This window comes from Crenobacter cavernae (assembly GCF_003355495.1).
GTDB lineage: Bacteria > Pseudomonadota > Gammaproteobacteria > Burkholderiales > Chromobacteriaceae > Crenobacter > Crenobacter cavernae.
Window position 1 is genome coordinate 3,016,384 of sequence record NZ_CP031337.1, and the last position, 16,117, is coordinate 3,032,500.

The window sequence follows — 16,117 nt, forward strand, 5'->3', positions numbered from 1 at the left end:
GCCGAGCCTAACGGCCCGCGTCACCGAGACGCCACTCGACGCTGCCGTCGCCGCGCGGCGCGCCGATCAGCGCCAACAGCGGCTTCAACGCCACGCCGACTTCGTCGTCCGCCCCCGCGGCCAGCCCCACCGACCCGGCGAGCGCCAGGCCGCGCGCCGCCTGCCAGTCGCCGCTGCCCGACAAGGTCAGCGGCCCCGACAGCGTGGCCAACGTGAGCGACGCCGCCTGTCCTGCCGCGTTGACGTCGAGGCGATAGTCGCCGAGCGGCTTGACCGTCACCCGCGGCGACGACAGCCCCTTCAGCTCGGCGCGCGCACCGCCCTGCCATTGCCCGCCCTGCCAGCTCAGCGACGGCAGATCGAGCCGCAAGGCTCCGGAGAGGCCCAGCGGTCCTAGCGCACCCGACAGCGGCGGCAGCGGCAGACGCAGCGACAGTGCGGACACCTCGCCCCCCCACGGCGACAGCGCGATCCGCCCTTCCGCGCCGTCCGACTCGAGCCCCCAGGCCAGCCGGCCCGACAAGAGTTCACGCGGCGCGAAGCGCCAGCCGACGCGGCTACCCTGCTGCGGCGCGCCGACGAGCTCCAGCGTCCCCGCGCCGTTCCACACCGTCCCCTCGACGCCGGCCAGACGCCAGCGCCCGTCGGTAGCGCTGGCCAGCGCCGCGTCGAACGCGCGCGCCGGCAAGGCCGACACCACGCCGGCGGACAAGGCCAGCGCGCCGAGCAGCCCGTATTTCACCCCCGCCCTCATTCCACGGCTCCCGCGTGACGATAATGCGCGACGAGCCGCACGCGGCCAGCGACCGCAGGCGTCGCCTCGAACGACACCAGCCTTACCTGCTGCGTCGCCTGCATCTTGCCGGCCCATGCGAGCCACGCGTCGAAAGGCAGCTCGGCCTCGTGCACGACGCCCGACTCGCCGTCGACCGCCCAGCGGCTGCCGGCGGCATCGAGGCCGGCCTGCGCCGCGGCGGTCTTCAACAAGGTCAGCAAGGGCTCGGCGGCCAGCGGCGTCAGCGCCGGGCGCGCCTTGAGCGCGGCGGCCTCCTTCGCGAGGACCTCGACCACGGCCAGTTCGCCGGCGAGCGCCGCGCGCTTCTGCCGGCCCTTGTGAATGGCATCGGTCAGCGCGGAAAACGCGAGGAAAAGGATGGCGACGCCTGCAACGGCGGCGAGCGCCGCGATCAGCTTCTGCTCGCGCGCACTGCGGCCGCGCCAGTTGGCGGCGAGCGGTTCGAGTCTTGCGTTCATTCAGGGCTCCCAGCGAACGGTGAGGCGGACCGCGCCGCCGTCGGCCGATTGTTGCAGTCGGTAATGGCGCGTCGCGAGCGCATCGCGCCAGCGCGCGAACGGCTCGGGCGTGACGCCGGCGACCCACACCGAGACCTGCCCGTCAGCGGCCTCGACGCGCGAAAGCGTCGGCCCGACACCGGCCTCGGCCAACGCCGCGAGCGCAGGCAGCGGCGCCAGGCGGGCCGCATCGCCGCGCTCCAGCCTCAAGCGGTCGACCGAGCGCACCAGCGCCTGCAGAGTGCCGCCCGGCGGCAGCGCCTGCTTGCCGAGGATGGGCGACGCGAGCTCGGCGATCTGCGACTTGAGGCTCTTCTGCTGCCAGCTCAGCCACGACAGCTCGGCCAACGATAGCGCCGCACACGCGAGCGCGCCGATGGTGAGCCAGCGGCCGGCGCGCACCACGGGCTCGCGCCATTCGCCGCGCGCAAAATCGAAAGGCAAGACCGGCTTCGCCGAGCGCCAGTCGTAGGCGGGCGCCCCGGCCGCCGGCCAGCGCACGGCAAACGGCCAGTCGCCCACGTCGCCGCGGAAGGACAGCGGCGGCGGCGCTGCGCCGAACGCGTTGGCGAAAAGGGGCTCGGCCAACGTCGGTGCGAAAGGCACGGCGAGCGCACGCTGTCCCGGCACGCGCAACAGCCACGCGTCGCGCGTCGCCGCAACGTCCGCCTCGCCCGGCGCCGGAGCGGGCAGCAGCGCCTCCTCGGGCACGATCGCATCGACGCCACGACCCGCGGCCTTCAAGGCCGCGACCGCGCGCCTGAGCGGCGCGGCGGCGGTCAGCGCGACGGCGCGCCTTCCTTCGCCTGCCGCATCCCCGAGCGAGTAAAGGTTGGCCGAGGGGTCGGTCGCGAGAGCGTCTTCGAGCGCGTAGCCGATCAGCTTATCGTCGGGCTGGCGCAGCTTGGCCGGCAACGCGACCTCGGTGAACAGCGTGCCGCCGGCGGCGAGGATCAGCTCGACGCGCTCCGCCGCCGGCCAGGCCGAGGCCGGGCCGCGCCCGCTGTCGCGGCAGCGGGCGGCGGCGTCGAGCAGCGCCCAGTCATATTCGGCTTCGATGCCGGGGTCGGCCGAACCCGGCCAGTAGAGTCGCAAGGTTTTCATTCTGTCGTTTCCGTTGCGGGGCGCATGTCGTGCCAGCGCGCGACGACCACGCCGCTGCGCCGCTCGAAGAGCGCGGTGAGGCGGTAGCGCTCGTCTTCGCCCTTGAGCCGGCCGTCGAGTTCGAAAAAGCGGCTCGCCGCATCGGTCGGCACATCGGGCGGCGCCGCGCCGCGCGGCAGACGCGCGGTGAAGTCGGCGCCGTCCTTGAAAGGCTGCGCGAGCCGCGAACGCACGACAAACGCGAGCGCGCCCGGGTCTGCGCCCGGCAACAGCGCGGCCATCAGTTCGGGCGTCGCGGTATTCGGGTTGATCGTCGTGCCGGCGTCGGGCAGCACGGTGACGTGCGGCGCGAGCGCGGCGAGTGTCTTGGTATCGAAGCCTTCCAGCGCCAGCAGGTTTTCCAGCCGCTTGAGCGGCTTGGCAAGATTCACCGGCGGCTCAGTTTCGTCGCCCTGCGGCTGCGCGGCGATGCCGAGCCTCTGCAGGATCCGCCCGGCCAGCTCCTGAGGTTGGCCGAGCCGTGTCAACAGTCGCCGGAACAGCGCCAGCTGCGCGACGTCGGCGCGCCCGCCTTTCACCAGGTTGTTCAGGTTGAAGCGCCCTTGCGCGTCGGCGAGCGAGCCGCTCAGCGTCATCGTCTCGATCTTCGTCTCGGGCATGATCTGCGCCCACAACTCGGCCAGATGGTCGTTGGCCGTCGTCTCGGCGTCGAAGCGCAGCACCTCGCGCCCCCAGGCCAGCCCGGCGTCCGACACCGCGCGGACCTGCGCGCGGCGGTGGTCGGTGGCGACGCGCTGCCACCACAGCCCTTGCTGCCACAACACCAGCGCCGACGCGCTCGCGGCGAGGCCCACCAGCAGCAGTGCCATCACCACCGCCATGCCGCGTTCGCGCCTCATGGCAGCGCCCACACGCGTTCGACGCGGTGGCCGTCGGACAGCGGCAGCGACAGCTTCACCGCCACCGGCCGGCCGCCTCCGTCGGGCAAGGGCCAGCGCGCGAACCAGCGTCCGTCGGACAGGCCGACCTGCCACAGAGGCGCCTTGCCCGGCAACAGCGGCCAGGCGGTGCCGCTGGCGTTGACCTCATGACTCGCCCACCACAGGCCCTGCTCGCGCACGCTGTATTCGATCGTTTCTTCGCCGTCGATCGCATTCGGCGCGTCTGCCGTCAACGCCAGCGCGCCATCCTCGGCCAACCTCAGCGCGGCGCCGGCGGCGCCCGGCGGCAGTCTCGATAGATCTCGCTCGACTCTCGAAAACGCGCGCGCGAGCGCCGTCCACTCGTCGGCGGTCGCCATCAATCTTTCCCGAGAAATCAGCAGGTTGCCGAACGCCCTATAGCCCATCACCGACAGCAGCGCCATCAGTGCCATCGCGACGAGCACCTCGATCAGCGTCATGCCGTGATGTCGGTTCACGGCGCCTCCGGCGTCAGGTAGGCCGTCAGTTCGGCGAGCGGGTAGTCGGGACGCGCGGCCTCGGCTACCGTCATCACCACGCGGCGAAAGCGTTCGTTCTGCGTCGCGGTCACCGTCTGGCGCCACACCAGCGCGTAGCCGCCCTGCTCAGCGCGGCCCTCAGCGACGCCCGGCGCCGGCCAGGTGCCGGCTACTCGCAACAGCGCGACGCGGTTCTCGGCCTCCCAGCCGGTGAGCATCCTGAGGCGCAGCGTCTCGCCGTTGGCGGCGGCGCTGCCGCTCGCGCGCAGCATCGCGGCCAGCGCGATCGCGGTGATCGCGAGCGCGACCAGCACCTCGATCAGCGTGAAGCCGCGCACCCTTTTCATCGCGCGTCCTCTACCGTCGCCAGGCCCAAGGGCGACAAGGTGACCGCGCGGGCGAACTCGCCGGCGGCGAGCGTCACGTGCAACTCCGCTGCACGGTCGCCGCGCCACAGCGCCGTTTTCTGCGCGGCGCCGACAACAACGCCTGCCACGCCTTCCGGCCAGCGGTGCGGCGCGAACAGCGTGTCCGCCTTGGCCGGCCTGCCTGCCGCGTCGACGAGCGCGTAGCCGTCGGCGCGCCATTCGAGCGTCCAAATCTGGCCCTGTTCACCGGCCTCGGCGGCCGCCTCGAGCACGCGCGCGAAGCGCCACGCCTCGTCGTCGAGCACGCGCGCCGGGTTCGGCGCCATCGCGAGGCTCACACTCGTGACCAGCACGGCGACCATCGCGACGACGACCAGCACCTCGAGCAGCGTGAAGCCGTGCTCGGCCAACCTTGAACTCATCACCCTTACAGCGTCCAGTTGCCGATGTCGGCGTCGTTGCCCTCGCCGCCGGCCTCGCCGTCGGCGCCGAGGCTCCAGATATCGAACTCGCCGTGCGTGCCCGGGCTCGCGTACTGGTAAGCGTTGCCCCACGGGTCCTGCGGCAGCCGCTCGAGGTAACCGCCCGGCTTCCAGTTCTTGGGCAGCGGCGCGATCGTCGGCCTCTCGGCAAGCGCGGACAAGCCCTGCTCGGCACTCGGGTAGCGGCCGTTGTCGAGCCGGTAGAGCTTCAGCGCCTGGCCGAGCGAAGCGATGTCCTGTTTCGCCGCGACGACGCGCGCCTCGTCGGGGCGGCTCATTATCTTGGGCACGACCAGCGCGGCGAGCACGCCGAGGATGGCGATCACCACCAGCACTTCGATCAGGGTAAAGCCGCGCAGCGCGGCGGTTTTGCTACGGGTCTTCATGGTCAACGCACCATCTGGTTCATGTCGATGATAGGCAGCATGATGGCGAGCACGATGATCAGCACCACCGCCCCCATGCCGAGGATGAGTAAGGGTTCGAACAGCGTCGTCAGCGCGGCCAGCCGCCGTTCGACCTGTTGCGCCTGCTCGCGCGCAGCGCGGTCGAGCATGGTCGCGAGGCTGCCGCTCGCCTCGCCGCTCTGCACCAGCTGCACCAGCACCGGCGGGAAGAGTTTGGTCTCGGCCAACGAGCGCGACAGCGTGCTGCCTTCGCGCAGGCGCGCCATCGCGTCGGAGACCGCCTGTTTCAACGGTGCAAGATTCATCAGGCTCTTCGCCGTTTCTAGCGCGGTCAAGAGCGGCACGCCGCTGCCGACCAGGATGGACAGGGTGCCGGCGAGCCGCGCGGTGTTGACCGCGGTCAACAGCCGGCCTACGAGAGGCAGACGCAACAGCCGCACCTCGACGCGCTCGCGCCAAGCGGGAATCTTCATCAGCCGCGCGAAGCCTATAGCGACACCAGCGATCGCGATCAGGCAGACGATGCCCCACTCGCGTAGGAATCCACTCGCCGCCATCAGGAGCCGCGTCAAGAGCGGCAGCGTCTGGCGCGTCTGCGTGAACACCTCGGCGACCTGCGGCACGACGTAGGCCATCAGCGCGGCGACGACGCCGATCGCGACCAGCGTCACCACCGCCGGGTAGGCGAGCGCGAACACCACCTTCTGCTGCAGGTCCTGCCGCGTCTCCAGGTGCTGCGACAGCCGCTCGAGCACCTCGTCCAGCCGGCCGCTCGCCTCGCCGGCGGCGACCATCGCGACGTAGAGCGGTGAAAACGCGTGCGGCGCCTCGGCCAGCGCGCTCGACAGGCTCATGCCTTCGAGCACGCGGCTCCTGAGCGACGATAACAGTTCGCGCGACGCCGGCTCCTCGGCCTGTTCGATTAGCGCGGCGAGCGCGCGCTCGAGCGGCAGGCCGGCCGACAACAGCGTCGCCAGCTGCCGCGTCAGCATCGCGAGCAGCACGCCCGGCAGGCGCTTGCGCCGGCGCGACTTCGAAGCGATTTCTTCGACATTAGACGGCAGCAGACCTTCCTCGCGCAGACGCGCACGCGCGGCGCGCGCCGAGTCGGCCTCGATCACGCCTTCTTTCACACTGCCGTCCGGCAGGTAGGCCTGGTAGCGGAAAGCGGCCATAGACTCAGGCCCTCGTCGCGCGCAGCACTTCTTCGAGCGCGGTCTCGCCCGAGCGCACCCAGCGCAGGCCGTCGTCGCGCAGGCTCTTCATGCCGTTTTTCACGGCGTGCGCGCGCAGCTCGGCCTCTGGCGCACGGTCGTGGATCAGCCGGCGCAGCGTGTCGTCGATTTCGAGCAGTTCATAGATGCCGTAACGGCCGCGGTAGCCGTTGCCGGAGCACGCCGGGCAGCCTACCGGCCGGTAGTGCTTCGTGTCGGGGAAGTCTTCTAGCGGCAGCGGGTGCGGCGCCTTGCACTCGGGACACAGCCGGCGCACGAGGCGCTGAGCCATCACGCCGAGCAAGGACGACGCCAGCAGAAACGGCTCTACGCCCATGTCGGTGAGCCGCGTCACCGCGCTCGCCGCGTCGTTGGTGTGCAGCGTGGCCAGCACCAGGTGGCCGGTCAGGCTCGCCTGCACCGCGATCTGTGCGGTCTCCAGGTCGCGGATCTCGCCGATCATGATTACGTCCGGGTCCTGGCGCAGGATCGCGCGCAGCGCCTTCGCGAAGCTCATGTCGATCTTCGGGTTGACCTGCGTCTGGCCGACGCCGGCGAGTTGGTACTCTACCGGGTCCTCTACCGTCATGATGTTGGTGTGGCTCGCGTCGAGCCTCGACAGCGCCGCGTACAGCGTCGTCGTCTTGCCCGAGCCAGTCGGCCCGGTCACGAGCAGGATGCCGTGCGGCTGGCTTATCAGACTGTCTACGCGGTCCAACGTTGGCCGAGCCATGCCAAGCGTCGCCAGATCCAACCGCGCCCCGTCTTTATCAAGCAAACGCAGCACCGCGCGCTCGCCGTGCGCGGTCGGCAAGGTCGATACGCGCACGTCTACCGGCCGGCCGGCGAGCCGCAGGCTAATCCTGCCGTCCTGCGGCAGCCGTTTCTCGGCGATGTCGAGCGCGGCCATGATCTTGATGCGCGACACCAGCGCGCCGTGCAGCGCGCGATGCGGGCGCGCGACGTCGCGCAGCACGCCGTCGCGCCTGAAGCGCACGACCGAGTGGTCCTCGAACGGTTCGATGTGCAGGTCGGACGCCCCGTCGCGCAGCGCCTGCGTGAACAGCGCGTTGATCATGCGGATGATGGGCGCGTCGTCGTCGGCTTCGAGCAGGTCTTCCACCGCCGGCAGCGTCTCGATCAGCCGCGACAGGTCGACCTCCTGGCCGAGGTCGTCGACCAGCTCGGCGGTATCGCCGGCGCCGTCCGAATAGAGCTCGGCCAACCTCTTGTCGAAAACGGAAGGCTCCAGCGTCTCGATGACGTCGACCCGTCCGTACACGCGCAGCACCTCGGCCCACGCGGTCGACGCCGTCGCCTGGGTGATCGACATCGTCCGGCCGGCCGCGCCGTCGGCGAGCGCGACACGGTTGGTCTGCGCGAAGCCGAAGCTCAGCAGCGGCTTGAGCCTCTTGTCCGCGGGTGCGTTCACCGCGGCGCTCCGGCGCGGCGCGCGAGTTCCGATTCGATCGCCGAATCGCCGTTGATCGAGTACGGCGCCGCCAGCTCGAGCTTCTTCGTCGCCTGCTGCCGGCGCTCGCCCAGCAGATAATCGTAGCGGTCGCCGGCCAGGCGTTCGGCCGACCCGCCGTCGCGCATGATCACCGGGCGCAGGAACACCATCAGGTTGGTCTTCTTGCGCGTCTTCTTCTGGAACTTGAACAGCCAGCCGAGGCCCGGAATGTCGCCGAGCAGCGGCACCTGGTCGACGCCGTCGCTGGACGTGTCCTGGATCAGCCCGCCGATCGCGACGATATTGCCGTCGTCGACCTGCACCGACGTCTCGATCGAGCGCTTGTTGGTGGTCAGGCCGGCCGGGTTGTTGCGGCTCGCCTCGTCGACCGACGACGCCTCCTGGAAGATCTTCAGTCGCACGAGCCCGCCCTCGGAGATCTGCGGCGTCAGCTTCAAGGTGATGCCGACGTCGCGCCGTTCGAAGGTCTGGAACGGCGACGTGGGCGTCGTGCCGCCGCCGGTGTTGCTGAACTGGCCGGTCAGGAACGGCACGTTCTGGCCGATGACGATGCGCGCCTCCTCGTTGTCGAGCGTCATCAGGTTAGGCGTCGACAGCACGTTGCCCTCGGCGGTGCGCTCGAGCGCGCGCGCGAGGAAGCCGAGGTTGGTGATCGTGCCGAGGCCCGGGATGTTGACCGTGCCGTTGAGGATGCCGACGTTCAGGCCGCTCGAACCGGCAAGCACGCCCGGCGAGATCGACGTGCTGATAATCCCCGGGTTGCCGGTGTTCGGGAAGTTGGTGCCGCCGATCACCTGCGTGCCGCCCTTGCCGAAGCCCGACAACCCCTGCCACTGCACGCCGAGCTCAGCCGCGCGCTCGGCCGACAGTTCGACGATCAGCGCCTCGACGTAGACCTGCGCGCGGCGCCGGTCCAACAGGTCGATCACGTTGCGCAGGTTCTGGTACATCGCGTCCGGCGCGTTGACGATGATCGCGTTGTTGGCCGGGTCGGCCTGGATCGGCGAGCCGGCGAGGTCGCCGCTGTCGCTGGAACTCGTCGCGCTGGCGGTCGCGGCACTGGCCGCCGCGCCACCGGCCGAGCCCACACTCGCCGCCGCGCGCGCGCTGCCGCCCTCCTGGCCGAGCAGCGCACGCAGCGTCGCGGCGACCTTCACCGCCTCGGCGTTCTTCAGGTAAACGACGCGCACGTTCGAGCCGGCCTGGCTCGGCACGTCGAGCGTCCTCAAGAGGCTCTTCACCTTGGCCAGCTTGCCCGGCGTGTCGGCGCGCACCAGCAAGGCATTGGCACGCGAGTCGGGCAGGATGGACAGCTTGCCGCCCTCGGTACCGGCACCGCCGGTCTCCTGCATCAGTTTCGACATCAGCGTCGCCAGCTCGACCGCCGAGGCGAACTGCACCGGCAGCACAGCGAGGTCGTCCGACGCGCCGGCTTCTACCGACTCGACGATCGCCTCGATGCGGCGCAGGTTGTCCGCATAGTCGGTGACGATCAGCGCGTTGGCCTGCGGGAAAGCGGCGACCGGGTTGTTAGGCGATACCAGCGGCCGGATCACCGGCACCAGCTGGCTCGCATTGCCGTGCTTCAGACGGAACACCTTGGTCACGAGCTGGTTGGCACCGGCGCTGCGAGTGCGCGCGCCGGCGTGCAACTTGGCATCGGCCTCGGGCAGTATCTTGGTCACGCCCTGCCCGTCTACCGCGGTGTAGCCCTGCAGGCGCAGCGACGACAGCAGGATCTGGTAGGCGAACGCACGCGGCACCGGCCGGGACGACACGATGTTGACCGTGCCCTTCACGCGCGGGTCGATCACGAAGTTGCGGCCGGAGATCTCCCCCACCGCCTTCACCACCGATTCGATGTCGGCGTTGACGAAGTTCAGCATCACCTCGTCGGTTTGGGCCAGGGCCTGGAGGGCCATGAAGCTCGCGGCCGCCACGGCCAGTCTTACGAATCGCATGCGGGTTCTTTTATTTGTTGGAGTTGGGATCGTAGGCTTCGGAAGGCCCCGCCGGCGCTGCCGGTGCCGTCGTGGGAGCCGATGGGGCGGCGAGGGCTTGCGGCGCGGCGGCCGGCTCGCCTGGCGTACCTGCCGCCCGCTCGATCACGAGGCGGCTTTGGGCGCCGCCCAGCGTAAACAAGGCGGCCGACGCGTCGAAACCGGCCAGTATCCAGCCGGAAGGCAAGGCCTTGCCCGGCGTCAGCACATGGCGTTGACCGCCGGCTTCGACGATGGCAAAGCCGCCACTCGCGCCCTGCGGTGCCCACATTCCGATCAAGCGCCCTGCCGGCGTCGCGGCAGCCGGCGCAACCTGGCGCGCGTCGCCGAACCAGTGCGCGGCGGCGGCCTGTGCCGCGGCGAGCGCCGGGTCGGCGTCGGGCAAGCCGACGGCGCGCGGTGTCGGCGCGCCCAGCGGTGCCATCAGCGCACGGCCGAGGCCGAAAGCGGCCAAGAACAGCACGACATAGGGCAGCAGTGATGGAAGGCGCTCGAAGCGCATAAGACTCTGACCGGATTTCACGACGAATGACTTGAGGAATAGAGCGGGTATCGTATTGCTGATTTGTTGCAGGATCATGTCCAGGAGCAGAAAAGGTCCGCATCCGCCATTCGGACTAGCCCGTGCCATATAATCTATACGAATCAATCGATACGGAAAATGAATTAAATGGAATAAAAAAAGCACCGCAAACGCGGCGCCTTGGGCAAGGCCGGGAAACGCAAGAGCTTGGCAGTCGACCTTGACACGTATGAAGCTGCACCCGCGGGGCTCAATATCCTCCGCGTCGGGTGCGCCCGGCAGGATGGTCCAAGCATGTGCGAGCGTATCGCCCGGCATGCTCCTTCGCGGGAGTGCCATGTAAAAAAAAACGCCCCGAAAGCGGGGCGTTATCTTTTTCGATGCGTGACGTGGCCTACACGTGGAACTGCTTCACCAGGTTCTCCAGCTCCCCCGCCAGGCGCTTGAGATCGCGACAGGCTCCACTGGTCTCGGTCGACGCATGTTCGGTGCGTTCGTTCACCGCGTTGATCTCGACGATGCTGCCTGTGATGTTCTTCAGCGCCGCGCTCTGCTGCTCGGTCGCCGTCGCCACCCTCAGGTTCAGGTCGTTGATCTGGCCGACCATCTCGGCGATCTCGTCGAGCACGCGGCCCGCGCTCTGCGACGCCTCGATGCCGACCTGCGTCAGCCCGGTGCCCGACTCCATCGTGCTGACCGCTTCGCGCGCCTGCTGCTGCAGCCGCACGATGATCGTCTGGATCTCGGCGGTCGACTGGTTGGTCTTGTGAGCGAGGTTGCGCACCTCGTCGGCGACCACCGCGAAACCGCGACCGGCCTCGCCGGCGCGCGCCGCCTCGATCGCCGCATTCAGCGCCAGGAGGTTGGTCTGGTCGGCCACATCGCCTATCACGTCGAGCACCTTGCCGATTTCCTCGGACTGTGCCGCCAATTGCGCGATCACCTCGCCTGAACGCGCCATCGCCTCGCCGACGCCGCGGATCTTAACGATGCTGTCCTGCACCACGCGCTGGCCGTGCTCCGACTGACCGGCCGCCTGGCTGGCCGAGCTCGCTGCCTGGCTCGCGTTGCTGGCGACCTCCTCGACGGTGGCCCCCACTTCCTGCAGCGACTGGCCGAGCGAACGCGAATGTTCGCTCTGGCGCACCACGTCGTCGCGTGTGCCCTCGGCCATATTGTCGACCCGCTGCGCGCCGCGGTTGAGCGCATCGGCGGTCGATTTCACCTGGGCAACGATGCCCTGCACGCGCTCGATGAAGCGGTTGAAGTGCGTGGCCACTTCGGACAGCTCGTCTCGCCCCTGCACCGGCAGACGCTGCCTCAGGTCGCCCTCGCCCTCGGCGATGTCCTTCAGCAGGCTACCCATGCGGCGCAGCGGGCGCGTCAGGCGATCGGCGAACAGCACCGCCAGCAAGATGAAGACCACCGCCAGCACAACCCCGACCAGCAGGACCTTGCTTACCGCCAAATCAAGTTCGCCGTACAGCTCTTTCTCCGGAATCTCGGCGACGACGTACCAGTTCAGCGTCGGCAGGAAACGGCTGGCGACCACGTAGCCTTCGCCATCGCGCTCAACCCTCTGCATATCAAACGGCTTACCCGACAGGAGTTCGCTGACGACCGGCTGGAACTCGGGCAAGGTCTTCAGCGAGTCTCGGCCAACCTTGGCCACATCGGCGTGCACCTTGACCTGCCCCTGCCCGTCGACGAGATAGACGATGCCGCTCTGGCCGATCTTCATCTGTGCGATGGTCTTGGACAGATCAGACATCTTGATACCGAGGCCAGCCAGCCCCGCACCCTGCGGCATGCGCACGTTGATGAACAGCGTCAGGTCCTTGGTCGCTGACGCTGCATCGATATCGAGCGCAAGCTCTTTCGGCTGGCCCGAACCCATGAAGTTGCCGAACCACTTCTCCTTCTGTGGATCGATGGTGCGGCTCAGACCCTTCTGGTCGTAATAGTGCAGCGTCTTTGCCGACGCGAAGAACACCGTGTCGGCCTTGCTGTCCTCGCGCGTCTGCATCGCGTAATGCGTCCAGCGCCCCAGCTCGTCCGCCGGCTCGCCGCGTGCGACCCAGTCGCCGACGAAGGTATTGGACGCAATATGCTGCGACAACGCCATCGGCACCGCGATCCGCCCTTCGACGTCGTTGCCGATCGACGTCACCACCGCCGGCAGCTCCTGATCGCTCAAGCGCTTGAGCACCACCTCTCGGCTCAGGAAGTTGCTGTAGCTCAGCGTCGCGGCCAGCAGCACCACGATCGTCAGCGCCAGCGCTGCCACCAATTTCTGCCGCAAAGACAGACTCCTGAACATATTCCTCTCCTCCATCCCCGGTTTACGCCGGAATTATCTTTATACAGAGCCAGATGAGTACCGGTCCGATGACAATCCCGCCGCCACAGACCCAATTTCGAACAGTTTTTAAGCTTCTTTGCGAGCAACAACGATCGATTCGCAAGCCAGCATTACACCCTGTCTTCATAAGCTTGGCAATCTCAGGGATTTCAAATGTGTAGCCTCATTTATCTTTAAGCCAAACGATAGACAACGCGAACAACACATTCCTCTTGGCATAACTTTTCTGTCTCTTAACTACAAACGAAAAACCGAGTTCGTATCCGGCGCTGATTCGTCAGCTACCCTGACAGCTTTGACCGTCAGTATCGCCGTTGGCGAATTTGGTGGCACGACCAGGGGGAAAAGGCTTGGCAATCTAAACAGGCTCAGACAATGCACGGGCTCAAATTGCGACTCGACGAGCGCTCTCGACCGTCAAGGTTGGCCGCGTGGGTCAACGGCAGGGGGAATCGTCGAGAAGAAGAGAAGCCAGCGGCAACAACCCAGCAAACCTAGACTGGTGCACAGTCAATCTGCTCAGCATGATTGACCATTGCGGTCAACCTAAGCGCAACAGAGTGCAAGGGAATATGCCGCTCGGCCAACGTAGCGCCAGCCGGTCAAGGTTGGCCGAGGCCTGGCAGAACACGGGCTAGGCCGCGCGGGAGAGGGGCGTCGGCACCCGCCAGCTTGGCCGAGCCGGGCGCGGCAGCGACGCGGGGGCGCGCCGTAACGCAGCAAACCCCCGTGCCAGGGGCACGGGGGTTGCGTAAGGGGCGTCTGGCGGTGACCTACTTTCACACAGGTATCTGCACTATCATCGGCGCTGAGGCGTTTCACGGTCCTGTTCGGGATGGGAAGGGGTGGGACCACCTCGCTATGGCCGCCAGACATAAACTGTCAACAAACTTAGTAAGCCGAAGCGTGCCCCCGAGGGGTCACGGTTCAATCAAATTCTTGGGTGACGATCGTCTCTCGTCGCAGTCACAACACTCTTAAAGTGTCTCAAATGATAGGATCAAGCCTCACGAGCAATTAGTATCGGTTAGCTTCACGCCTCACAGCGCTTCCACACCCGACCTATCAACGTCCTGGTCTCGAACGACTCTTCAGGGAGGTCAAGCCTCCAGGGAAGTCTCATCTTCAGGCGAGTTTCCCGCTTAGATGCTTTCAGCGGTTATCTCTTCCGAACTTAGCTACCCGGCGATGCCACTGGCGTGACAACCGGTACACCAGAGGTTCGTCCACTCCGGTCCTCTCGTACTAGGAGCAGCCCCCGTCAAACTTCCAACGCCCACTGCAGATAGGGACCAAACTGTCTCACGACGTTTTAAACCCAGCTCACGTACCACTTTAAATGGCGAACAGCCATACCCTTGGGACCGGCTACAGCCCCAGGATGTGATGAGCCGACATCGAGGTGCCAAACTCCGCCGTCGATGTGAACTCTTGGGCGGAATCAGCCTGTTATCCCCGGAGTACCTTTTATCCGTTGAGCGATGGCCCTTCCATACAGAACCACCGGATCACTATGTCCTGCTTTCGCACCTGCTCGACTTGTCGGTCTCGCAGTTAAGCTACCTTATGCCATTGCACTATCAGCACGATTTCCGACCGTACCTAGGTAACCTTCGAACTCCTCCGTTACACTTTGGGAGGAGACCGCCCCAGTCAAACTGCCTACCATGCACTGTCCCCGATCCGGATCACGGACCAAGGTTAGAACCTCAAACACACCAGGGTGGTATTTCAAGGATGGCTCCACGCAAACTGGCGTCTGCGCTTCATAGCCTCCCACCTATCCTACACAAGTCTGTTCAAAGTCCAATGCAAAGCTACAGTAAAGGTTCACGGGGTCTTTCCGTCTAGCAGCGGGTAGATTGCATCTTCACAAACACTTCAACTTCGCTGAGTCTCAGGAGGAGACAGTGTGGCCATCGTTACGCCATTCGTGCGGGTCGGAACTTACCCGACAAGGAATTTCGCTACCTTAGGACCGTTATAGTTACGGCCGCCGTTTACTGGGGCTTCGATCCAGAGCTTGCACCCCTTCACTTAACCTTCCAGCACCGGGCAGGCGTCACACCGTATACGTCCACTTTCGTGTTGGCACAGTGCTGTGTTTTTAATAAACAGTCGCAGCCACCGATTCTCTGCGACCCCTTCGCGCTTCGTGAGCAAGTCACTACACGCTACAGGGGCATACCTTCTCCCGAAGTTACGGTATCAATTTGCCGAGTTCCTTCTCCTGAGTTCTCTCAAGCGCCTTAGAATTCTCATCCTGCCCACCTGTGTCGGTTTGCGGTACGGTTCTCGTATAGCTGAAGCTTAGTGGCTTTTCCTGGAAGCGTGGTATCAGTCACTTCAGGTCCGTAGACCCTCGTTATCACGTCTCGGCCTTAAGGAGAGGCGGATTTGCCTACCTCTCCAGCCTACCGGCTTGAACGACCTATTCCAACAGGCCGCTGACCTAACCTTCTCCGTCCCCACATCGCACTATACGAAAGTACGGGAATTTTAACCCGTTTCCCATCGACTACGCTTTTCAGCCTCGCCTTAGGGGCCGACTCACCCTACGCCGATGAACGTTGCGTAGGAAACCTTGGGCTTTCGGCGAGCGGGCTTTTCACCCGCTTTATCGCTACTCATGTCAGCATTCGCACTTCTGATACCTCCAGCAGCCTTTACAAGCCACCTTCACAGGCCTACAGAACGCTCCCCTACCATCTAGACGACACTGACGACGTCTAGATCCGCAGCTTCGGTTATCAGTTTGAGCCCCGTTACATCTTCCGCGCAGGACGACTCGACTAGTGAGCTATTACGCTTTCTTTAAATGATGGCTGCTTCTAAGCCAACATCCTAGCTGTCTAGGCCTTCCCACCTCGTTTACCACTTAACTGATCATTTGGGACCTTAGCTGGCGGTCTGGGTTGTTTCCCTCTTGACGATGGACGTTAGCACCCACCGTCTGTCTCCCATGCTCGCACTTTCCGGTATTCTTAGTTTGCCATGGTTTGGTAAGTCGCAATGACCCCCTAGCCATAACAGTGCTTTACCCCCGGAAGTGATACATGAGGCACTACCTAAATAGTTTTCGGGGAGAACCAGCTATCTCCGAGTTTGTTTAGCCTTTCACCCCTATCCACAGCTCATCCCCTAATTTTGCAACATTAGTGGGTTCGGACCTCCAGTGCGTGTTACCGCACCTTCATCCTGGCCATGGATAGATCACTCGGTTTCGGGTCTACGCCCAGCAACTGAATCGCCCTATTCGGACTCGGTTTCCCTACGCCTCCCCTATTCGGTTAAGCTTGCTACTGAACGTAAGTCGCTGACCCATTATACAAAAGGTACGCAGTCACCCCATTTTTCAAGGGCTCCCACTGTTTGTATGCATCCGGTTTCAGGATCTATTTCACTCCCCTCCCGGGGTTCTTTTCGCCTTTCCCTCACGGTACTGGTTC

At 65.8% G+C, this 16,117-nt stretch carries 13 protein-coding genes and 2 rRNA genes (1 of these 15 cut by a window edge); all 15 read right to left on the reverse strand.

Features of this window, described 5'->3' with window-relative positions; genetic code table 11:
• Positions 1-7 precede the first annotated feature (7 nt).
• Positions 8-742, reverse strand: coding sequence for a type II secretion system protein N (gene gspN / locus DWG20_RS14635; protein WP_181880936.1), 735 nt, complete (start codon positions 740-742; stop codon positions 8-10).
• Positions 743-750: 8 nt separating this feature from the next.
• Positions 751-1,254, reverse strand: coding sequence for a type II secretion system protein GspM (gene gspM, locus DWG20_RS14640; protein WP_115434495.1), 504 nt, complete (start codon positions 1,252-1,254; stop codon positions 751-753).
• Positions 1,255-2,397 carry a type II secretion system protein GspL gene (gene gspL / locus DWG20_RS14645; protein ID WP_115434496.1) on the reverse strand — a complete coding sequence of 381 codons (1,143 nt, stop codon included), beginning with the start codon at positions 2,395-2,397 and terminating at the stop codon, positions 1,255-1,257.
• Positions 2,394-3,296: a type II secretion system minor pseudopilin GspK gene (gspK, locus tag DWG20_RS14650; protein WP_115434497.1), complete on the reverse strand. Its 903-nt coding sequence runs from the start codon at positions 3,294-3,296 to the stop codon at positions 2,394-2,396. Before gspK ends, gspL begins: the two co-directional genes overlap by 4 nt.
• On the reverse strand, positions 3,293-3,817 hold the full coding sequence (locus DWG20_RS14655; protein ID WP_147289972.1) for a prepilin-type N-terminal cleavage/methylation domain-containing protein: 525 nt from the start codon (positions 3,815-3,817) through the stop codon (positions 3,293-3,295). The genes gspK and DWG20_RS14655 overlap by 4 nt, the downstream gene beginning before the upstream one ends.
• Positions 3,814-4,185, reverse strand: a complete 372-nt coding sequence (gene gspI / locus DWG20_RS16200) for a type II secretion system minor pseudopilin GspI (RefSeq protein WP_181880937.1) — start codon at positions 4,183-4,185, stop codon at positions 3,814-3,816. Before gspI ends, DWG20_RS14655 begins: the two co-directional genes overlap by 4 nt.
• Positions 4,182-4,628, reverse strand: coding sequence for a prepilin-type N-terminal cleavage/methylation domain-containing protein (locus tag DWG20_RS14665; RefSeq protein WP_115434500.1), 447 nt, complete (start codon positions 4,626-4,628; stop codon positions 4,182-4,184). The genes gspI and DWG20_RS14665 overlap by 4 nt, the downstream gene beginning before the upstream one ends.
• Positions 4,629-4,633: 5 nt before the next feature.
• Entirely contained in the window at positions 4,634-5,074 is a 441-nt protein-coding gene (gene gspG, locus DWG20_RS14670) for a type II secretion system major pseudopilin GspG (RefSeq protein WP_115434501.1), read from the reverse strand.
• Between the two features lie 2 nt (positions 5,075-5,076).
• Positions 5,077-6,270 (reverse strand): type II secretion system inner membrane protein GspF, encoded by a 1,194-nt coding sequence (gene gspF / locus DWG20_RS14675; RefSeq protein ID WP_115434502.1) that lies wholly within the window; start codon positions 6,268-6,270, stop codon positions 5,077-5,079.
• 4 nt (positions 6,271-6,274) lie between these two features.
• Positions 6,275-7,741, reverse strand: a complete 1,467-nt coding sequence (gspE, locus tag DWG20_RS14680) for a type II secretion system ATPase GspE (protein WP_181880938.1) — start codon at positions 7,739-7,741, stop codon at positions 6,275-6,277.
• Positions 7,738-9,744: a type II secretion system secretin GspD gene (gene gspD, locus DWG20_RS14685; protein WP_115434504.1), complete on the reverse strand. Its 2,007-nt coding sequence runs from the start codon at positions 9,742-9,744 to the stop codon at positions 7,738-7,740. Before gspD ends, gspE begins: the two co-directional genes overlap by 4 nt.
• Before the next feature lie 10 nt (positions 9,745-9,754).
• Positions 9,755-10,624, reverse strand: a complete 870-nt coding sequence (locus DWG20_RS16035) for a hypothetical protein (RefSeq protein WP_147289973.1) — start codon at positions 10,622-10,624, stop codon at positions 9,755-9,757.
• A 76-nt stretch (positions 10,625-10,700) separates the two neighbouring features.
• Positions 10,701-12,626 carry a methyl-accepting chemotaxis protein gene (locus tag DWG20_RS14695; protein WP_181880939.1) on the reverse strand — a complete coding sequence of 642 codons (1,926 nt, stop codon included), beginning with the start codon at positions 12,624-12,626 and terminating at the stop codon, positions 10,701-10,703.
• A gap of 802 nt (positions 12,627-13,428) precedes the next feature.
• A 5S ribosomal RNA gene (gene rrf, locus DWG20_RS14700) occupies positions 13,429-13,541 on the reverse strand.
• Positions 13,542-13,664: 123 nt separating this feature from the next.
• Positions 13,665-16,117: ribosomal RNA gene (locus DWG20_RS14705) — 23S ribosomal RNA — on the reverse strand; it runs 450 nt beyond the window's last position.